The 18682-nt window shown below is 51.2% G+C and carries 16 protein-coding genes; 2 read left to right on the forward strand and 14 right to left on the reverse strand.

What is annotated here, in order from left to right; all coding sequences use genetic code 11:
- Positions 1-59 precede the first annotated feature (59 nt).
- A complete protein-coding gene (locus LX59_RS02020) occupies positions 60-590 on the forward strand; it encodes a DUF4124 domain-containing protein (protein WP_144570162.1) in 531 nt (176 codons plus the stop codon).
- Here LX59_RS02020 and bioC read toward each other — a convergent pair.
- From bioC to bioB, 4 genes are read right to left on the reverse strand one after another with little or no spacing between them, the layout of a single operon-like run.
- Entirely contained in the window at positions 587-1390 is an 804-nt protein-coding gene (bioC, locus tag LX59_RS02025) for a malonyl-ACP O-methyltransferase BioC (RefSeq protein WP_144570163.1), read from the reverse strand. The genes LX59_RS02020 and bioC overlap by 4 nt on opposite strands.
- Complete coding sequence (locus tag LX59_RS02030; RefSeq protein WP_144570164.1) at positions 1387-2115, reverse strand: alpha/beta fold hydrolase; 729 nt, start codon at positions 2113-2115, stop codon at positions 1387-1389. Before LX59_RS02030 ends, bioC begins: the two co-directional genes overlap by 4 nt.
- Positions 2108-3286, reverse strand: coding sequence for an 8-amino-7-oxononanoate synthase (gene bioF / locus LX59_RS02035; RefSeq protein ID WP_144570165.1), 1179 nt, complete (start codon positions 3284-3286; stop codon positions 2108-2110). The genes LX59_RS02030 and bioF overlap by 8 nt, the downstream gene beginning before the upstream one ends.
- 5 nt (positions 3287-3291) lie before the next feature.
- Positions 3292-4350 carry a biotin synthase BioB gene (gene bioB / locus LX59_RS02040; protein WP_144570166.1) on the reverse strand — a complete coding sequence of 353 codons (1059 nt, stop codon included), beginning with the start codon at positions 4348-4350 and terminating at the stop codon, positions 3292-3294.
- An 86-nt stretch (positions 4351-4436) separates the two neighbouring features.
- Here bioB and LX59_RS02045 point away from each other — a divergent pair, with 86 nt between their 5' ends.
- Entirely contained in the window at positions 4437-5243 is an 807-nt protein-coding gene (locus LX59_RS02045) for a ComFC family protein (RefSeq protein WP_246118651.1), read from the forward strand.
- Here LX59_RS02045 and LX59_RS02050 read toward each other — a convergent pair.
- The 10 genes from LX59_RS02050 to LX59_RS15680 form a co-directional block, all read right to left on the reverse strand.
- A complete protein-coding gene (locus LX59_RS02050; protein WP_144570167.1) occupies positions 5213-6247 on the reverse strand; it encodes an ABC transporter ATP-binding protein in 1035 nt (344 codons plus the stop codon). The genes LX59_RS02045 and LX59_RS02050 overlap by 31 nt on opposite strands.
- The gene (locus LX59_RS02055; protein WP_144570168.1) at positions 6247-7893 is read right to left on the reverse strand and encodes an ABC transporter permease; all 1647 of its coding nucleotides are present in this window, start codon (positions 7891-7893) and stop codon (positions 6247-6249) included. The genes LX59_RS02050 and LX59_RS02055 overlap by 1 nt, the downstream gene beginning before the upstream one ends.
- 55 nt (positions 7894-7948) lie before the next feature.
- Positions 7949-8956, reverse strand: a complete 1008-nt coding sequence (locus LX59_RS02060) for a Fe(3+) ABC transporter substrate-binding protein (RefSeq protein WP_144570169.1) — start codon at positions 8954-8956, stop codon at positions 7949-7951.
- A 276-nt stretch (positions 8957-9232) separates the two neighbouring features.
- Entirely contained in the window at positions 9233-10174 is a 942-nt protein-coding gene (locus LX59_RS02065; RefSeq protein WP_144570170.1) for a lysylphosphatidylglycerol synthase transmembrane domain-containing protein, read from the reverse strand.
- A 127-nt stretch (positions 10175-10301) separates the two neighbouring features.
- Complete coding sequence (locus LX59_RS02070) at positions 10302-13097, reverse strand: response regulator (protein WP_144570171.1); 2796 nt, start codon at positions 13095-13097, stop codon at positions 10302-10304.
- A gap of 107 nt (positions 13098-13204) precedes the next feature.
- Positions 13205-14494, reverse strand: coding sequence for a phosphoribosylamine--glycine ligase (gene purD, locus LX59_RS02075; RefSeq protein ID WP_144570172.1), 1290 nt, complete (start codon positions 14492-14494; stop codon positions 13205-13207).
- Positions 14495-14598: 104 nt separating this feature from the next.
- A complete protein-coding gene (gene purH / locus LX59_RS02080; RefSeq protein ID WP_144570173.1) occupies positions 14599-16206 on the reverse strand; it encodes a bifunctional phosphoribosylaminoimidazolecarboxamide formyltransferase/IMP cyclohydrolase in 1608 nt (535 codons plus the stop codon).
- A 51-nt stretch (positions 16207-16257) separates the two neighbouring features.
- Positions 16258-16572, reverse strand: a complete 315-nt coding sequence (gene fis, locus LX59_RS02085; protein ID WP_144570174.1) for a DNA-binding transcriptional regulator Fis — start codon at positions 16570-16572, stop codon at positions 16258-16260.
- Positions 16563-17588: a tRNA dihydrouridine synthase DusB gene (gene dusB, locus LX59_RS02090; protein WP_144570175.1), complete on the reverse strand. Its 1026-nt coding sequence runs from the start codon at positions 17586-17588 to the stop codon at positions 16563-16565. The genes fis and dusB overlap by 10 nt, the downstream gene beginning before the upstream one ends.
- 102 nt (positions 17589-17690) lie before the next feature.
- Positions 17691-18635, reverse strand: a complete 945-nt coding sequence (locus LX59_RS15680; protein WP_246118652.1) for a DUF3426 domain-containing protein — start codon at positions 18633-18635, stop codon at positions 17691-17693.
- Between the last annotated feature and the right edge of the window lie 47 nt (positions 18636-18682).

The raw sequence follows: 18682 nt of genomic DNA on the forward strand, positions 1-18682 counted from the left end.
ATTGATAAATTGCTATGCTGTCACCTATATCTTCAATAGATACACAGGGATAAAAAACTATGCGCTGGCGGTATCTGTTACTGGTTTGCTGTCTTTCGACAGGTACCCATGCTGAAATTTACCGCTACACCAATGCTCAGGGAGAGGTGATCTACACCCATCAGCCTCCCGCGGGCGTGGAGGCAACACCGATTGAGCTCTCAACACCCAATCGTTTAGAGCCTCCATCAAGGCCCTTAGTACAACCTCCAAGCTCATCCGTAACCTCAGGCAAAGCAGCCTTTGCTTACCAAATCCGCTGGATCGGACTCACCTCAGGTCAAACCATCCGAGCGAATGATGGCAACCTACACATCAGCGTTCAGTTGCAACCGGAATTACAATCTGGGCACTTTCTGCGATTTAGCCTCGATGGCCAAGCAGTGACGGGGCTTCAGGCAGATGCTGAGGTGTATTTAACAGAGTTGGATCGTGGAGCCCACAGCATCATGCTTGAAGTGCTAGAGGCCAATGGTAAAGTTATTCAAACCAGCGCCCCTCTTTCCTTTACTTTGCAGCGCAGCAGCCTTAATAACCCTGCTCGCCGTTAAGAGGGCTCGGACTTTTCCAACACTGCATAGAGCACCTCCCAGCAAGCGGGTAGACCTTGGGATGTGCGCAAGCCCTCATAGGCTGCAACTAAGGCTTGGATGCGGGCTCGTCCAGTCAATCCTTCTGGTCGTCCCGGATTTACATTATGAGCCCCCAAATTTTTAAGCTCGTGGGTGAGGTGACGTAAGTCAGGGTAATACAGCCGTCTTGGCTCTAGCTCCAGATGCAGCACCTTAAAGTCGCTATCCGCACAAGAACGCTGATACTCCGTTAAAGTACGAAAACGATTAACGTGCACTAAGGCATCGACCTGTCGCCAACTGCTCTGCAACTCATGCAGCGTTCCTGCACACAAACTGCTGAAGGCCAATACACCACCGGGTCGCAATACTCGATAAGCTTCCGCCAGAACTTGGGGAAAGTTGCCACACCACTGCAAGGCTAAACTGGAGAAAATCAAATCACAGCAGCCCGCCTGCAATGGCAAGTGCTCCGCATCCCCGCCAATAAAATACTCAGCGCCGCCTAAAGGTTGAGCGTATTTCAGCATACCCTCGGACAGATCTAAGGCCATGCCGGTTGCTTGGGGCAATAGTCCATACAAAGCCCGTGAGCCATATCCAGTACCGCTGCCTAAGTCCAACCAACACTGGATTTGTTTTGCGGCTAACAGAGGTTCTAAGGTATCGAATAATAGCTGTTGTGCGACCGAGCGCTGTAACTCCGCCACTTGGTCGTAACTGGCTGCCGCTCGAGAAAACGAGGCCGCTATGTGACGCTTATCGGGACTCAAGCTCATGGATGAGTCCTGCGTAAAAAGGCAGTTAGAAAACCTGCCAGCACTTCAGGCTGTTCAATCAAGGCCGCATGTCCCGCTGACTCCATCAGATGCACTTCAGCCTTAGAGGTCAGGCCCGCTATTCTTTGGGCTGCTCCGGCTGGAACCAACGCATCCTGAGCTGCCAACACATGCAGTTGCGGGGCTTTGATATCTGCTAAGCACGAGCGATTATCCAGTTTTGCTAGCACTTCCAACCCACTAAGGTACTCATCTGCTGTCTGCTGTTGATAATACGCAGCCAACTGCCGGGATATAGCGCGCCCTCCTGGGCAGCCTTGGGCGCACAGCAGCGAAAAACGCTTCAGGGTGGCGGCAGAGTCTTGGATGCAGCCTTGATAAAAAGCGGAGAAGGTTTCTTCCGGCATGGCTTGGGGCCAATCAGGATGCGCTACAAAGCGTGGATTAGCCGCGAAGGTGAAAAGCCCTAAGCAAGAAGAGCCACGCCGTGCTGCCAAGGCCGTGGCCAGCATGCCTCCCAATGACCAGCCACCCAGCCAAGTATTGTGGGGGATTTGAGCTTCTAAAGTGTCCAACCAATGTTCAGGCTCGGAGCCGGAGTCTATGGGCAACGCAACTAAACGCACCTCTAGCTCAGGCATCCGCAGACGCACAGAGTCCACCAAGGGCTGTAACACCGCAGGCGCAACCCCCCAGCCGGGTAGCAAAACCAAACAGTCATTCATAGGGATGGGGCTCTAACTTGTGCCAGCACTCGGCTAAAGCATCCAACAGACGATCCACCTGAGCTTCAGTATGGGCGGCGCTGAAGGTAATCCGCAGTCGTGCAGTACCAGCAGGGACGGTTGGTGGCCGAATGGCTCCCACCATAATCCCTTTCGCTTTCAGTAAGGCCGAGAGCATCAGCGCCCGTGCATTGCTGCCCACCAATACCGGCTGAATTGGGGTTGGGCTGTCCAACAATGTTAAGCCCAACTCTGAAGCCCCTTGGCGGAAACGATTAATCAGATGCTGTAACTGCTCCCGCCGCCACGTCTCTTGCTGCACTAACTCCAAACTTTTCAGAGTGGCACAGGCTAAGGCTGGAGGCTGTCCGGTGGTATAGATGTAGGGCCGGGCAAACTGAATTAGGGTTTCGATGAGTTCTTCACTGCCCGCTACAAAGGCTCCTGAAGTACCGAAAGCCTTCCCCAGAGTGCCTACTAACACCTGCACGGAGTCATCGGCCTCAAGGTCAAAGTGCTCTAAAATGCCGCCGCCGCGTTGACCTAATACGCCAAAACCGTGGGCATCATCCACCATCAACCAAGCTTGGGCTCGACGAGCAACCGGGCACAATGCAGGCAGATCAGCCAAGTCTCCATCCATGCTAAACACCCCATCGGTCACGATTAGGGTATTGCCGCTATTTTTCTCCAGCCGACTGGCTAAACTGGATGGATCGTTGTGCAGATAGCGCGAAAAACGCGCCCCGGATAATAAGCCCGCATCCAACAGGGAAGCATGATTGAGCCGATCTTCTAAAACCGTATCGCCCTGCCCTAGCAACGCTGTCACCGCCGCTAGATTTGCCATGTAGCCGGTTGAAAACAACAAAGCACGCGGCCGACCGGTAAAGGCTGCTAGCGCTTCCTCTAACTGATGATGAGCACGGGTATGCCCAATCACCAAATGGGAGGCTCCACTACCTACCCCCCATTGCTCAACTCCCTGTTGAAAGGCACGACGCACGTCCGGGTGATTGGCCAGCCCCAAATAATCATTGGAACAGAAGGCCAACATAGTGCGCCCATCCACCCTAACCTCAGTGCCCTGTGGACTCTCCAAAATGGGACGGATGCGATACAAGTGTTCAGCGCGGCGCTCCGCTAAGCCTTGGCTCAGATCAAAAGGCATGGAGCTTATACCGCCGTAGCATCGTAAAACAGCGCGCTGTTTTTCTGCTCAATCAAGGCTTGCTCAATAGCTGCTTGATGTACCTCGTCGGCATGATCGGTGCGTTGCTCAGGTTTAATTCCCAAACGGGCAAACAGCTCAAGGTCTTTTTGGGCTCCGGGATTTCCCGTAGTCAACAAACGCTCGCCATAAAAAATCGAGTTAGCGCCCGCAAAAAAGGCTAGGGCTTGCATCTGATCGCTCATCTGTTCCCGCCCTGCGGATAAACGCACATAGGATTTGGGCATCATGATGCGCGCCACGGCTAAGGTACGGATGAAGTCGAAGGGATCAACATCCTCCGCATGTTCCAGCGGTGTGCCCTGAATTTTCACTAGCATATTGATAGGCACGCTTTCGGGGTGCTCAGGCAGGTTCGCTAACTGGATCAGCAATCCGGCGCGATCATCCAAGGATTCACCCATTCCCAAAATACCGCCGGAGCAAATTTTTAATCCTGCCTCGCGCACATAGGCTAGGGTTTGCAGGCGTTCTGCGTAGGTGCGTGTAGTCACAATGTTGCCGTAATACTCGGGGGAGGTGTCCAGATTATGGTTGTAATAATCCAATCCAGCCTCCGCTAACTGTTGGGTTTGCTCACGGCTCAAAGTACCCAAGGTCATGCAGGTTTCCATGCCGAGGGCTTTCACGCCCTTAACCATCTCCAGCACATAGGGCATATCTTTAACGCTGGGGTGCTTCCAAGCTGCGCCCATGCAAAAACGGGTAGAACCAATGGCTTTAGCTTCGGCGGCGGCTTGAATTACCTTCTGCACTTCCAACAACTTAGCTTTATCCAAGCCCGTGTTGTGGTGGCCGGATTGGGAGCAGTATTTACAGTCTTCCGGGCAAGCCCCAGTTTTGATGGATAACAGGGTAGAAACCTGCACTTGGTTTGGGTCGAAGTAGGAGCGGTGTACTGTCTGTGCCTGAAACAGTAGGTCGTTAAAAGGCAGCGCAAACAGCGCTTTGACCTCAGTCAGCGTCCAATCGTGACGCAAGGCGGAAACAGCAGTAGCACTCATGGGTACTCCTTAGAACACTGTAAATAGCGGGTAAACTGCCTATCAGGGGCTGGAATGGTCAATCAAGCTAGGGAGGGCTGTCAACTGTGTTGCTACAATGGGTTAACCAATGGTTAAAATTTGAACAGCATTGTGTACTCTGTGGTGAGCGCTGTGACCCTCAGCAATGGATCTGCCTTGCCTGTGAACAGGAGTTGCCTTGGCTACACCATCGCTGTAGCTGTTGCGCCCTTCCGCTGCATGCCGATGAATTAGGCCCGTTGTGCCCTAGTTGCCAATATCAGACTCCTGCCTTTGATCATGTCGAAGCTCCTTGGCGCTTCGACTTTCCTATAGATGCTCTGATATCGCGCTTTAAACAGCAGTCTGACTGGGGCACTGGGCGCATTTTATCTCATTACTTAGCGCATCATGTGGAGCAAGCCCATAAGGAAGGCTTGGCGAAACCACAGGCATTGGTTCCTGTGCCTTCCTCCCAAAAGCGCCTCCGGCAACGAGGCTTTGACCATACCCGAATGCTGGCTGATTGGCTGAGTAAAAGGCTACACACACCGGTAGAAACTCGCCTCATACGGCGAATACAGGACACTCCGGCCCAAAAACAACTGAATGCTCAGGAGCGCCAATCCAACCTACAAACCGCATTTCAGATCGGGCTTAATCCCTTGAAGTATCAGCACATCGCTATTGTGGATGATGTCGTCACCACCGGAGCTACCGTTAATAGACTGGCTACCTTGCTGCGCTCCATCGGCATCAAACGCGTGGATGTGTACGCTTGGGCTCGCACTCCTAGACCAGAGCCTCAGCCTGCGCCCTCAAGCAGCGCAGAAAATCTTCAAGAGGCTCCACCACAGATAAATCAGTTACTACTGGGAAAAAGCACCAAATGATCCAACTCAAGCCGAATGCCCAAACGGGCATTTAGATGATGGTCGTGGTGACTTGGGGCCAAACAAAGCACCTTATCTCCCGTATCCAATTGCAGTCGGTATAGGATATGTGAGCCTCGAAAGGACTTCTGTATTACCTTGGCTCTTACTTCGCTTTGGTCATCGTGCACTATGTCGTCGGGACGAATCAGCACTTCAACCCTAGAGCCCAAACGCAAGCCATGTGGATGATGGAGAACGCCTAAAGGCGTTTGTACGGACTCTGTGGATAATACCTGCCCCGGCAACAGCACTCCTTGGCCAATAAAATCAGCGACAAAGGGATTCGCCGGCTGATGATACAACTGGTAGGCATCGGCCCATTGCAGCAACGAACCCTGTTGCATTACCCCAATCTGATCAGCCACAGCAAAGGCTTCGTATTGATCGTGGGTCACCATCAGGGCACTGATACCCCGTGCCTTAATGATGCCACGAATTTCCTGTGCTAGACCTTCGCGTAAATCCGCATCTAAACCAGAAAAAGGCTCATCCAATAATAAAACCCTAGGCTCTGGAGCCAAAGCCCGCGCCAAGGCCACGCGCTGCTGCTGCCCTCCCGACAATTGATGTGCGTAACGCGCCCCTAATTGCGGCAACCCCACTAAAGCCAGCAGTTCCTGTACGATACTGTGCCGCACCGAAGACTTAATACCGCGTAACCCGAAGGCTATATTTTCAGCCACGGTAAGGTGTGGAAACAGGGCAAAATCTTGAAATACCATGCCGATTCGGCGCTGTTCAGGGGGCAGCAGGTAGTTTGGGCTCGACAGCAAGGAGCCATCTAAAGATACAGAACCTGTCTGTACTGGCTCAAAGCCTGCAATGGCCCGCAATAGGCTGGTTTTCCCACATCCCGAAGGCCCCAACAGACAACCGATTTGGCCCTGTTGTAGGCTTAAACTGAGAGGACTGACCACACGAGTAGGGCCATAGGCAATGGATATCTGTTGGATCTCTAACATTAGATTGGGCTCTTACGAGATTTGTCCAAGGCTTTGGACAACAAGACCACAGGGAGTAGACCGACCAAGACAATAGACAGAGCCGGTAAGGCAGCATCCGCCAAGCGCTCATCAGAGGCCAACTCATAGGCCCGCACAGACAGGGTATTAAAGTTAAAAGGCCGTAACAGCAAGGTTGCAGGCAATTCTTTAAGCACATCCACAAAGACCAGTATCACAGCAACCAGCAAGGAAGAGCGTAACAAAGGCAAATGGACGCGCACTAAAGCCTCTGTTGGTGAAGCTCCTAAGCTACGCGCGGCTTGATCCATTGAAGGTGTAATGCGCCCTAAACCCGCCTCCAAGCCATGCAGGGCTACCGCCAAAAAACGCAGACTGTACGCCAACACCAAAGCGACTAAGGTTCCTGAAAACAGCAACCCCAAGCGAACACCAAACCAGTGCTCAGCCCAAGCATCTAACTGATTATCCAACGCGGCCAGCGGCATCATCACGCCAATGGCAATCACTGTACCCGGCAGAGCATAGCCCATCGCAGACAACCGCACCGGCCATTGAAGCAACCAATGCGGATTTAAACGACGACCATAAGCAAACAACAGCGCCACGGCACAAACGACTATTGAGGTCAAACAAGCCAAGGAAAAGCTATGCCAACACAGCCGTAAAAACTCTGGGGAAATCAGTTGATCTAAGCGCTCTAAACTCCAGTAGAACAACTGTCCAGCCGGTAACACAAAGCCCAATAACAGGGGCAATAAACAGAGCACAACCGCTATCGCGTGCTTAAACCCCATCAAAGACAACCGCTCTGAAACCTGTGTACTCTGGCGCGGCTGGTAAAATTTCAGCCGTTGTCGTGAGCGCTGCTCTAAGTACAACAATACCAACACAACACTACAGAGTAAGGCCGCTAACTGCGCCGCTCCCAAGGGATTACCCATCCCAAACCAAGTACGAAAAATTCCCGTGGTGAAGGTGGTTACGCCAAAGTACTGAACTGTACCGTAGTCGGCTAACGCCTCCATCATCACCAAAGCCATACCGGTCAAAATGGCGGGGCGAGCCATGGGTAAAGCAACCTTCCAAAAATGTTGTTTTGGTGTCCATCCTAGGGTGCGACTGGCCTCTAATAATGAGGACGATTGCTCACTAAAAGCCGCACGGGCCAACAAATAAACATAGGGATAGAGCACCAAAGACAGCATCAATACCGCGCCGCCTAACGAGCGAATTTCTGGAAAATAGTAATCGCCGTACGACCAGCCAAAGATTGCCCGTAGTTGCGTTTGGATTGGCCCGGCAAAATCCAACAACCCGGTATAACTGTAAGCCATGATGTAGGCCGGAATTGCCATGGGTAACAACAGTACCCATTGCAACACCGAGCGCCCAAAAAACTCATAGCGCGCCACATACCAAGCCAGAGTAGTGCCTAAAACACCGGCTAAAACCCCAGCCCCCAGAGCCAAGCGCAAGGAATTCCACACATAATCGGCCAACACCGTATCCCTAAGGTGTTGCCATAATTCCGGCTGTGGCCAAAAAACAGAACCCAACACCACCAAAATAGGCACAGCCAACAAGGCGGCCAGCACAATCACCCAGACACTCAGACTGGAACAACGAAGTACTTGCAGAATCATCACTCCCCATAACGCTGCCCGCTAAAACCGACAGCGTTACTCTGTTGCTAGCTGATTACTTCCAGCCCGCTTTATCCATAATTTCAATGGCTTTTGCGTTTAACTCGCCCAGTTTTGCCAGTGCCAAAGAGTCTGCTTTAAAGTGTCCAAAAGACTCCAATAGAGGGCTCCACTTCACGCCCTCCACTACGGGATACTCATGGTTAGTGGCCGCATACCAGTCCTGAGCTTCAGGCTTTACCATGTACTCAAGCAGCTTTATGGCTTCGGCTTTATTGGGGGCAAATTTGGCAACCCCTGCGCCGGAAATGTTTACATGGGTGCCAAAGTCATTTTGATTGGGCCAGAACACCTTCAGCTTTTCTGCCGCCGCCTTGTCTTTGGGATCATCCAACATGCCGCCCAAATAGTAGGTGTTGGCAATGGCTAAATCGCACACACCCGCTGCTGCTGCTTTGATCTGATCCCGATCCCCACCTTTAGGAGGCTGGGCAAAGTTGTTCACAAAACCATTGGCCCAAGCTTGGGTTTTTTCCTCACCTAAATGAGCGAGTAACGCCGCCACCATGGACTGGTTATAAATATTATCGGAAGAGCGAATGCAGATTTTTCCCTTCCATTTGGGATCAGCCAGATCTTGCAGCGTCGATAGCTGTGCAGGATCGACCTTAGCAGGTACATACAAAATAGGACGAGCGCGCAAAGTTAAACCAAACCACTGCTGTTCAGGATCGCGTAGATAGGCAGGAATCGCGCCCGTTAGGGTAGCTGAGTCCACCACCTGCAAAACCCCAGCCGTTTTAGCACGGCTTAAGCGACCTACGTCTGAGCTGATGAGCACATCAGCCGGGCTGTTACGCCCTTCTGTCTGCATCCGACCAATTAACTCATCGGGTTTACCCGTGATCAGATTAACCTTAATGCCGGTTTCCTGAGTAAACCGATCCAGTACTGGCTTAATCAGTTCCTCTTGTCGGCCAGAGTACACATTGACCTCAGCCGCTTGCACAGCGCTAGCCAGGATTAAGCAGGCCGCTAATAAAGACCTTTTCCATAACATCATGATGCCCTGCCTTAGGTATTTTTATGACTGACATTTGTATAGATATAAACAAGAACTCATCCCCTATAAATAGCCTTTTATGTATGGGGAAAGTCCATTACATATGGATAAGCCTCTAATTTACTGAGGATATACAGTATCTTCGGCAATTAAGACTTAATTGAGAGCGAATCACATAAAGAGCAAAACAATGCTTTTATGGTTACCAAAAATTGCCAGCTCACATGCTCTCCATAGACTCATGAGCTAGCTCTGAATGTCTGATACCGGTTTGGATTAGCGCTGCTCTATCTTCTTGAGGCAAGCCTGCTGTACCTCAAAAAACACCACCACAAAAATAGCGAGCGCAAAGGGCAGCAACAAATATAAACCACGGAATACGATCAAGGCAGCCAGCATATCAACCGTATTGAACTCAGGTAGTGCAGCTAAAAACGTGACCTCTAAGACACCTAAGCCACCCGGCGCATGGGAAAGTAAGGCTAAAGAGAAAGAAGCCAGAAAAACCCCTAAAATGGTGATATACCCGGGATTACCCTGTTCTGGCAACGCAAAATAGATGATGGCCGCCGCACATAAAATCTCCAGCGGGCCAGCTAATAACTGGCGCGCCACAATAGATGGCTTAGGATACTCAACCTGCCATTTCCAGCAGCGTAAAGGCGGGAGATTGCGCAAAGAACCTACAACATAAAGGATAATCGCTGACAGCATTAAAAAGCCGATGACGCGTGCCACCCAAGGGTCTAAAGGTAAAATACGGCTAATCAGCTCCGGTTGTATCAACAGCACCACTCCAGAAGCCAGAACCGTCCCCATAGCAAAGGTTAGCGAACAAAAGACAATCAGAATACCAATATCTTGAGGGGTTAACCCCTTAGTACGATAAGCACGATACCTCACCAGAGCCCCGGAAAATACGGAAGCTCCAATATTATGGGCCAGCGCATAGGTGGTAAAAGAACACAGTGTAATGAACCACCAAGAAATCTTGTGGCCCAAGTGTGAAACTGCGATACGGTCATACCAAGCCAGCGCTGCGTAGGCTCCCAAGGTAGCCAAGCCAGCCATCACCCAATGGGGTGTAGCAATGGCGCGCAAGCTTTCTGTCAGTTCGGCCAAGGATATGTTGCGTACTTCCTGGTATAGCAAATAACCAGATAGCAACACAGCCACGATCCCGACAAGAGTCCAAGCAGTATTGCCTCTGTTACTCATTCACGGATCCCCAGTTTTTTTATTGGAACAACAGCACGCAGTACCTCAGGCAGAGTGCTAGCCCGGTACTTTACTGCCTGAATTGCCTTGTGTCGCCTACGAAGAAATAAGTAGTTTTTTCGAGGAGTTAACGAATAAGGGACCGATGATGTGCCGCGTGGCTTTCCAGATAGGGACGAACCAGAGTCCGTAGTCGAGATAAATCCACTGGTTTGGCGATGTAGTCATCCATTCCCACCGCTTTTGCTCGACTTTGATGCTCTGCAAAAATATAAGCGGTTAAGGCTACCACGGGGGTACGAGTACGCTCAGGATGCAAAGCTTCCCACAACCTTAACTGGTGGGTTGCGGTGTACCCATCCATCACAGGCATTTCGCAGTCCATCAGAACTAAATCAAAAGACTCGTTTTGCAAAGCCTGTAACGCTTCCTGACCGTTTTTAACCAACTTAGGGACAATTTTTAACTTACCCAATAACCCAGCAATCACCTTACTGGAGGCTTTATCATCCTCGGCAACCAACATCCGAAAATCCTCAGGAACACTCCAAAGCTGCGTCGAATGAATCAAACTCATACGATTAAGACGACCCGTGCGTTTTAACTCATGGATCAGTACGGTTTTTAGTGTGTATGGAGAGACAGGACGCACCAACAGGCGATTAATCCCCGCATTACGGGCCTCAATGCGGCTATTGGCGGATTCGAGCGTTACCAACAAAATCAGGGCTACATCCTGTTTAAGTAGCACATCTTCCCGCACCTTAGTTGCTAATTGCAGCCCCGTCATACCCAACATGTCTTGATCTATGATGACCGCGTCAAATAAATCGCCTAAATGAACGCGTGTTCTCATCAAAGCCAGAGCCTCTTTACCATCCACGGCTAAATCGACATCAGCACCCCAACTGCGACATTGGGTGGATAAAACCTGACGGCAGGTTTCATCATCATCCACAATCAATACCCGAGCGCCTGAGAGCAAGCTTTCTTGCATCTCTGGAGCCTCAAGCGCTGGGAGGATTTGAGTGGGTAAATGGATGCAGATTCGACTTCCTCCCGAAGCCGATAAACTGTTAGAACTCCAGCGTCCTCCTAAGATACGCACTCGCTCCACTAAGCTCAGCACATTTAGGCTAACTTCAGGTGATAAAGCCTTAAGTTTTTGCGCAGGCTCGGTAAGAGTTGATAGCAGATGTTGTGCCGCCTCGGATAAAGGTGCGCCATCATCCTCCAGACTCAGCTTAATCTCTGGCAAAGAGGCTTCCTGAATCACAGAAACACTGAGCTGAATCTGGCGTACATCCGGTCGGCATAAGCGGCTATCCAATAACCCCATCAGCAGTTGGCGCATGCGTGCTGGATCGGTCTGGATATACACAATCTGTTGCAAATCCTGCACGTAACTGAGGGTTACCCCTTGGCGCTCAAAGCGATAACGCAAGTCTTCAATACACTCAGTGACCAGCCCAGAAAGGCTCAGGGGAAGCTGATCCAACTCTATTGGCTTTGAGTGGGGCTGAAGAATATCTAAGGTCTCATGGATCAGATCCAACAACTGATAATGAGCTCCTTGGATGGCGTGAACAGCCTCTCGTTGCTGTACCGACAAGACTGTCTGCTGTAGTAACTCTGCTGTATTTAACCCAGCATTGACTAATTGACTCAGTTCCTGATTGACCTGCGCTAAGAATACCTCCTGCACCTTAGGCTCATCAGCCGGGCGATCTAAGGGCACAGCCGGAGTCTGTCTCGCAGCGCGCAAAGCAGCATGGCGTTCTTTTTTCTGGCGGGCCAAAGCAATATTCAATACCAAGCCCCCAAAGGTAGCGAGCCAGAATACAGCGCTCACTAAGCCCTCAGCATCCAAAATTTGATAACCCACAGAGGTAGAGAGTAGGCAGGTATAACCCAGAGCAAAAACCAGCCCTAAAACCACCAAATGGGCCGGACGATTACCACAAGCAGCATAGTATCCACTGATCACCAGTACGCTGAGCGTCAAAACGAGCGCCAAGCTTTGTGCCAATAAACCATGTAATAACCAAGGTTTAACCACCAAAGCTAAGGCTTCTACAGCCATCATGTAAAAACCGATGCGGATAAACCACAGAACCGCAGGACTGGCAAAGGTTCGGAAAAAACACAGCAAGAAGGCCAAGATAGCCATGCAGGCCAACAAAGGCATGAGATCAGCCACCAGAGATTGATGGTGCGCCCATTCGGGGAACCACACCACCCAAAGCCCCAGATTAGCAATCAAACTACTAAGTAGCATGAGGTGAAAAGCGGCCAGCCACAGATAAGCTATCTGTCGATGTTTCAGCAGGCAAATCAGGTTATAAATGACTACTAACCCTAGAGTCCCCAGCAACATGCCATGAAAATAAGCCATCCGCTCTAGCATGCTTAAACCCTTGTCCCCCAAAAGCTCAAAATAGGCCATCATGGAATGCCCAGACTGCAAACGCAGATAAGCTTCTCGGGGTTGGTTATCGCTTGGTAGCGTAAACAGATAAGGACTGATCGCAGACTGCCAATGGTGCTCCTTAGCCCGCAGAGAACCACTTTGTACGTGCCGCTCTAACTGCCCTTGATGCAGTAAATAAAAATCCAAATACTCCACATGACGAGCGTTCACCCACAGCCAATAGGGGGCTTTAGCATAAGCCGGAATCTGAACGTGTATCCAAACTGCCTTTTCACTACCCATAGCGGTATATGAAGGCGTATCTAGGCGTTTGAACAGTGACTGCTCCGCTCTCACTTCATCCAAGGATAATTGACCTGAAGGATCAATCAGCACATGCCAATTTTGCGCCTCTGGATGCATCTGAAAAGCGGTCTGTACCTGTGAATAGGTTTGCTTTACCTCAGCACACCAGAGGAATAAACCTAACCAACACGTCCAAAACAAGCGCACAGGAGAAATTCCATTCAGTCTAGCCGGCTTGCACGAGCCGCACGTCCATAGGGATAACTCGTAAAGACCCCTGCTTTAACAAGGGTCTGTGTGCAATGAGTATGATGCTAGGCTAAGGACTGCTCGCGTTCAACAGCTCGATAGCCAATATCGTTACGATAAAAACAGCCGTCCCAAGAAATCTCGCGAGCCAGTATATAGGCGTTCTGTTGAGCTTCTAAGACGGTATTGCCCAAGGCCGTCGCGCACAGCACACGCCCGCCGGAGGTCAACACCTGCTGATCCTTATAAGTGGTACCGGCATGAAATACCTTACCGGGCCACTGTGCAGCCTGCTCTAGCCCGTGAATCACCGCACCTTTAGCGTAGTCACCGGGATAGCCACCTGCAGCTAACACCACTCCAAGGCTTGGCCGAGGATCCCACTGGGCTTCGATTTTATCTAAGGCTTTAGCCAAAGCGGCTTCAACCAACAACACCAAACTGGATTGCAAGCGCAGCATCACCGGCTGAGTTTCAGGATCACCAAAACGGCAATTAAACTCGATGACTTTGGGCGCGCCCGTTTGATCAATCATCAACCCCGCGTAGAGGAATCCGGTATACACATTACCCTCAGCAGCCATACCACGCACGGTTGGATAAATAATCTCATCCATCACCTGCTGGTGTACTTCAGGTGTGACCACAGGAGCCGGAGAATAAGCCCCCATGCCACCGGTATTGGGGCCAGTATCTGCATCCCCTACCCGTTTGTGATCCTGACTGCTGGCCATAGGCAGCACATGCTCACCGTCCACCATGACGATAAAGCTGGCCTCTTCGCCGTCCAAAAAGTCCTCAATCACAATACGGGCTCCGGCATCACCAAAGGCATTGCCTGAGAGCATATCCCGCACCGCGGCTTCGGCCTCTTCTAGGGTCATAGCCACGATGACCCCTTTGCCCGCCGCTAAACCATCGGCCTTAATGACGATGGGAGCACCACGCTCACGCAAATAGGCCAGCGCAGGCTCTACTTCAGTGAAGTTTTGATAGGAAGCGGTCGGAATACCCTGCCGAGCCAGAAAGTCTTTGGTAAAGGCTTTAGAGCCCTCTAACTGGGCCGCTGCCGCTGTGGGGCCAAAGATATCCAAACCCCGACTACGAAATAAATCCACTACCCCTTTCACTAAAGGTGCTTCCGGGCCAACGATGGTGAGTTGGACATTTTGAGCTGCAAACTCAGCCAATGCCTCTAAATCCAGCACATCAATGGCAATGTTTTCACATTTAGCTTCAGTGGCAGTTCCAGCATTTCCTGGAGCTACAAAAACCTTTTCAACGCGAGCATCCTGCGCCACCTTCCAAGCTAGCGCGTGCTCACGACCACCACTGCCAATAATCAATACCTTCATTGTGTTCTCCGGGTAGAGCAAGCCTAAGACTCTCAGGCTGTAGGCTTTGGGTTAAAGGCTAAATACGCCCAGCGTCCCGCCTTAAGCTCCACAGTATTATTCGATCAGTGGCGGAAGTGACGCATACCGGTAAAAACCATCGCAATGCCTGCTTCATCGGCCGCCGCAATGACTTCCTGATCCCGCATGGAACCACCGGGTTGGATCACCGCCGTAATACCCGCCTTAGCCGCATTATCAATGCCATCACGGAAGGGGAAGAAGGCATCACTGGCCATCACTGCGCCCAGAACCTCTAACCCGGCGTGCTCGGCTTTAATGGCTGCAATGCGCGCGGAGTTAACACGGCTCATTTGGCCTGCACCTACACCCACAGTCTGGCGGTTTTTGGCGTACACAATGGCGTTGGATTTGACAAATTTTGCCACCTTCCACGCAAAAATCAGGTCATAGATTTCTTGTTCTGTGGGAGCCCGCTGGGTCACGATCTTCAAGTCGGCTTCAGTAATCATGCCGATGTCTCGGCTTTGTACCAGCAAGCCACCGTTAACCCGCTTGAAGTCCCAACCGGGCTGACGCACTTCAGGCCATTGGCCACACTCTAAAAGACGCACATTGATCTTGGTCGCCACAACGGCTTTGGCCTCGTCTGAGACACTCGGCGCGATGATAACTTCGACAAATTGGCGCTCTACGATGGCTTTGGCTGTTTCTGCATCCAGCTCACGGTTGAAGGCAATAATGCCTCCGAAAGCGGATTCGCTGTCAGTCGCGTAGGCCAGATCGTAGGCTTTACGAATTCCGCCTTCGCTCTCAGGTACAACAGCCACACCGCAAGGATTAGCGTGTTTGACAATCACACAAGCAGGCTTAACGAAGCTTTTAACGCACTCTAACGCGGCATCCGTATCGGCTACGTTGTTGTACGACAGCTCTTTGCCTTGAATTTGACGCGCGGTTGCGATGCAGGCCTCTCCCGGATTGGACTCACGGTAAAAGGCCGCGATTTGATGCGGGTTTTCTCCGTAACGCATGTCCTGCACTTTAATAAACTGGCTATTAAAGGTATTCGGGAAGGCAGAGCGCTCTTGAGTAGACAAAGTTTCAGCCGCCTGATTCACCGTGCCTAGGTAGTTAGCGATCATGCCATCGTAAGCTGCGGTGTGCTCAAAGGCTTTCAGCGCCAATTGGAAGCGCTGAGCATAGGTTAAACCGCCCTGCTTCAGGCTATCAATGATCTGAGTGTAATCCTGAGCATTAACCACGATGGCTACATCTTTGTGGTTTTTTGCCGCTGAACGCACCATAGTTGGCCCACCGATGTCGATGTTTTCAATGGCATCGGCTAGGGTGCAATCGGCTTTAGCGACGGTGGCCGCAAAGGGGTATAGGTTAACCGCCACCAAATCAATGGGCTGAATCCCGTGTTCAGCCATGACCGCACCATCCTGTGCCCGCCGTCCTAAAATTCCGCCGTGAATTTTGGGATGCAGTGTTTTTACCCGTCCGTCCATCATTTCAGGGAAGCCGGTGTAATCCGCTACTTCAACCGCAGCAATACCTTGATCGCGTAGCAGCTTAAAGGTGCCACCAGTGGACAGAATCTCAACCCCTAGAGCACTGAGGGCGCGAGCAAAGTCAACAACACCCGTTTTATCTGAAACACTGATCAGCGCACGACGAACAGCTAGGCGGGTAGTTTGGTCGGTCATAAAAAATCCGTTACTCAAAAAATCGGGAGAAAAAGTATGAAGCGGGCAATCCTAAAGCAGGTCGTACTGTTTTAGCTTTTTGCGTAACGTACCCCGATTGAGCCCCAAAAGCTCAGAAGCTCGGGTCTGATTACCCTTTACATGCTCCATTACGGTTTCTAGCAAAGGAGCCTCCACTTCAGACAGCACCATGGTGTAGATACCGGTCACTTCTGTCCCTTCAAGATGGGTGAAGTAGTCACGCAAGGCTTTTTCAACACTCTGACGTAGGGTCTGAGGAGCGCTATTGCAATGTGCTGCATAGGCTTGATCGCTTAAAGTTTCACTCACAGATGCGGTCCCGGTTAATGTGTCGGTCATTGCCATAAGGCGGTTTCCTCGCCGATTCCTGTGCCAGGAGATGGATATTCAGGATAAAGCGCAAAAAATCTACCAATGCTCTGTACTTGGGTTGCTGAATCACCCAAGCGATTAAATTGAGCACAAAAGGCTTGGCTGTCCGGCAGTCTGGCCAAATACCAACCCAGATGTTTACGGGCAATACGAACCCCCAAAGCCTCGCCATAAAACGAGTACAACGCTTGTAGATGGCCCGTTAAAACCTGCTCAAGCTCATCCAGATCAGGGGCAGGACAGAGTTGTCCGGTACGCAAATACTGATCTACTTCACGGAAGATCCAAGGGTTACCTTGGGCGGCTCGACCGATCAGCACAGCATCGGCTCCCGTTAGACGCAGTACTTCGTAAGCCTTAACCGCAGAGTCAATGTCCCCATTAGCAAACAGGGGAATTTTAATCTGTTGCCGTACTTGGGCGATGGTTTCATATTCTGCCCGTCCTCCATAAAAATCGGCACGGGTTCGACCATGAATGGCCACAGCAGCAATACCCGATTGCTCTGCAATACGCGCAATATTCGGGGCATTACGCTGTGCCTGATCCCAGCCGGTGCGGATTTTCAGGGTTACGGGTACATCAACGGCGGCGATAACCTGCTCTAAAATCTCTGCCACTAGCAGCTCGTCCTTCATCAAGGCCGAACCCGCCGCTTTATTACATACCTTGCGCGCCGGACATCCCATATTGATGTCAATGATTTGGGCACCCAAGGTGACATTCTGCCGCGCAGCTCGCGCCATCTGTTGTGGATCGCTGCCTGCAATCTGTATCACGCGTGGGCTAGGCTCGCCGATGTGATCAAGGCGTAACTGGGATTTACGACTCGTCCACAACCGCGTGTCGCTGGTGAGCATCTCTGAAGCAGCCAAGGCCGCGCCCATACTACGGCACAGTTGCCGAAAAGGACGATCCGTCACTCCGGCCATGGGAGCGAGTATGACCTGACTGGATAGGCTATAAGGGCCGATGCGCACCGCTGACATGAAGACTCCTGTTTGGGCCTGCTTGTTAAGGTCGATCGGATAAAAAAGGGCGGGAATAATACCTGCTCTTGAGCAAGGGATAAAGGTTGTTATGGACACAAGTTACTCAGGGGGTAACAAGCCCAAACTGTAGCCCACCGCATGTTCTCCGGGGTCTAACACATCCACCTGAATAGAAATAGGTACTTGGGGTGGCATCTCTTTGGGATGCTCTGTGGAGCCTAGATATTCGCTTGGCTTGAACTGGCGGCTGCTGATACGCCAACCGTTCATATCATTAAAATGCAGCTCTAAAATAGGATAAGGCTGGGAAAAATGAGCGCGATTGTACAAAAGCGCCTCAACCCGCAAAACTCCTTGAAACTCAGGGTGACTCTGTACCAACAGGTTGCTGCTTTGAATGCGGGAAACATCGCTATAAGCAGGTAAGCGACAGCCCAAGGTAGCGCAGAAGCGCTCTAATACAGGCCGCACTGAATCTAAACGGGCCAATTCTTGGAAATGCAGCACCCCATACAACCCAGAAAACCCCAAAATACCCAATGACAATACCAAAACGGGTAAACCCCAACTGCGGGCGGCTTCTGAATGCCCTAACGACCGATCCAACTGCCAAGGGGCATCCTGCTCCGAAAGCTCAGAGGGCACTGGTATGGGTTGATAAGCTTTGCGGGCTTTAGGATTATCAAAACCAGCTAAGGGTTCGGGAGCGGGCTCTGGGACAGAGCAATCAGCATCACGACTGGCAAAGCCTAAGCGAATACGGGGTGGCTGATCCTCTGGCGGAGGAACTACCGCCACAGAATGAGCACGATATGCGGGAAGCTGGGGCAGTGGACTGCGTACCGGTATCTTAATCTGCGTAGGCTCAATCTCTGACTCAGGAATGGGATGCTGCAACAAAACGGGCGGCTTTGCACTGTGATGCTGAGCATTAAATACCACTAAACACGCCCCACAACGCGCCAATCCACGGGCGGCTTTCAACTGAAACGCCCCGATACGAAACCGAGTCTTACAATGAGGGCATTGGGTGATGAGGGTCATGTGCAAAGAGTTATAGGTTAAAGATTGCTCAAGTCTAGCCTAGACCG

The organism is Azomonas agilis (assembly GCF_007830255.1).
Classification (GTDB): Bacteria; Pseudomonadota; Gammaproteobacteria; order Pseudomonadales; family Pseudomonadaceae; genus Azomonas; species Azomonas agilis.

Coding starts and splice junctions, on each gene's coding strand:
- LX59_RS02030 (WP_144570164.1), bottom strand. CDS start 2,115: ATGAATGACTGTTTGGTTTTGCTACCCGGCTGGGGGGTTGCGCCTGCG.
- LX59_RS15680 (WP_246118652.1), bottom strand. CDS start 18,635: ATGACCCTCATCACCCAATGCCCTCATTGTAAGACTCGGTTTCGTATC.
- purD (WP_144570172.1), bottom strand. CDS start 14,494: ATGAAGGTATTGATTATTGGCAGTGGTGGTCGTGAGCACGCGCTAGCT.
- bioF (WP_144570165.1), bottom strand. CDS start 3,286: ATGCCTTTTGATCTGAGCCAAGGCTTAGCGGAGCGCCGCGCTGAACAC.
- bioC (WP_144570163.1), bottom strand. CDS start 1,390: ATGAGCTTGAGTCCCGATAAGCGTCACATAGCGGCCTCGTTTTCTCGA.
- LX59_RS02050 (WP_144570167.1), bottom strand. CDS start 6,247: ATGTTAGAGATCCAACAGATATCCATTGCCTATGGCCCTACTCGTGTG.
- purH (WP_144570173.1), bottom strand. CDS start 16,206: ATGACCGACCAAACTACCCGCCTAGCTGTTCGTCGTGCGCTGATCAGT.
- LX59_RS02060 (WP_144570169.1), bottom strand. CDS start 8,956: ATGATGTTATGGAAAAGGTCTTTATTAGCGGCCTGCTTAATCCTGGCT.
- fis (WP_144570174.1), bottom strand. CDS start 16,572: ATGGCAATGACCGACACATTAACCGGGACCGCATCTGTGAGTGAAACT.
- bioB (WP_144570166.1), bottom strand. CDS start 4,350: ATGAGTGCTACTGCTGTTTCCGCCTTGCGTCACGATTGGACGCTGACT.
- LX59_RS02065 (WP_144570170.1), bottom strand. CDS start 10,174: ATGAGTAACAGAGGCAATACTGCTTGGACTCTTGTCGGGATCGTGGCT.
- LX59_RS02055 (WP_144570168.1), bottom strand. CDS start 7,893: ATGATTCTGCAAGTACTTCGTTGTTCCAGTCTGAGTGTCTGGGTGATT.
- LX59_RS02020 (WP_144570162.1), top strand. CDS start 60: ATGCGCTGGCGGTATCTGTTACTGGTTTGCTGTCTTTCGACAGGTACC.
- dusB (WP_144570175.1), bottom strand. CDS start 17,588: ATGTCAGCGGTGCGCATCGGCCCTTATAGCCTATCCAGTCAGGTCATA.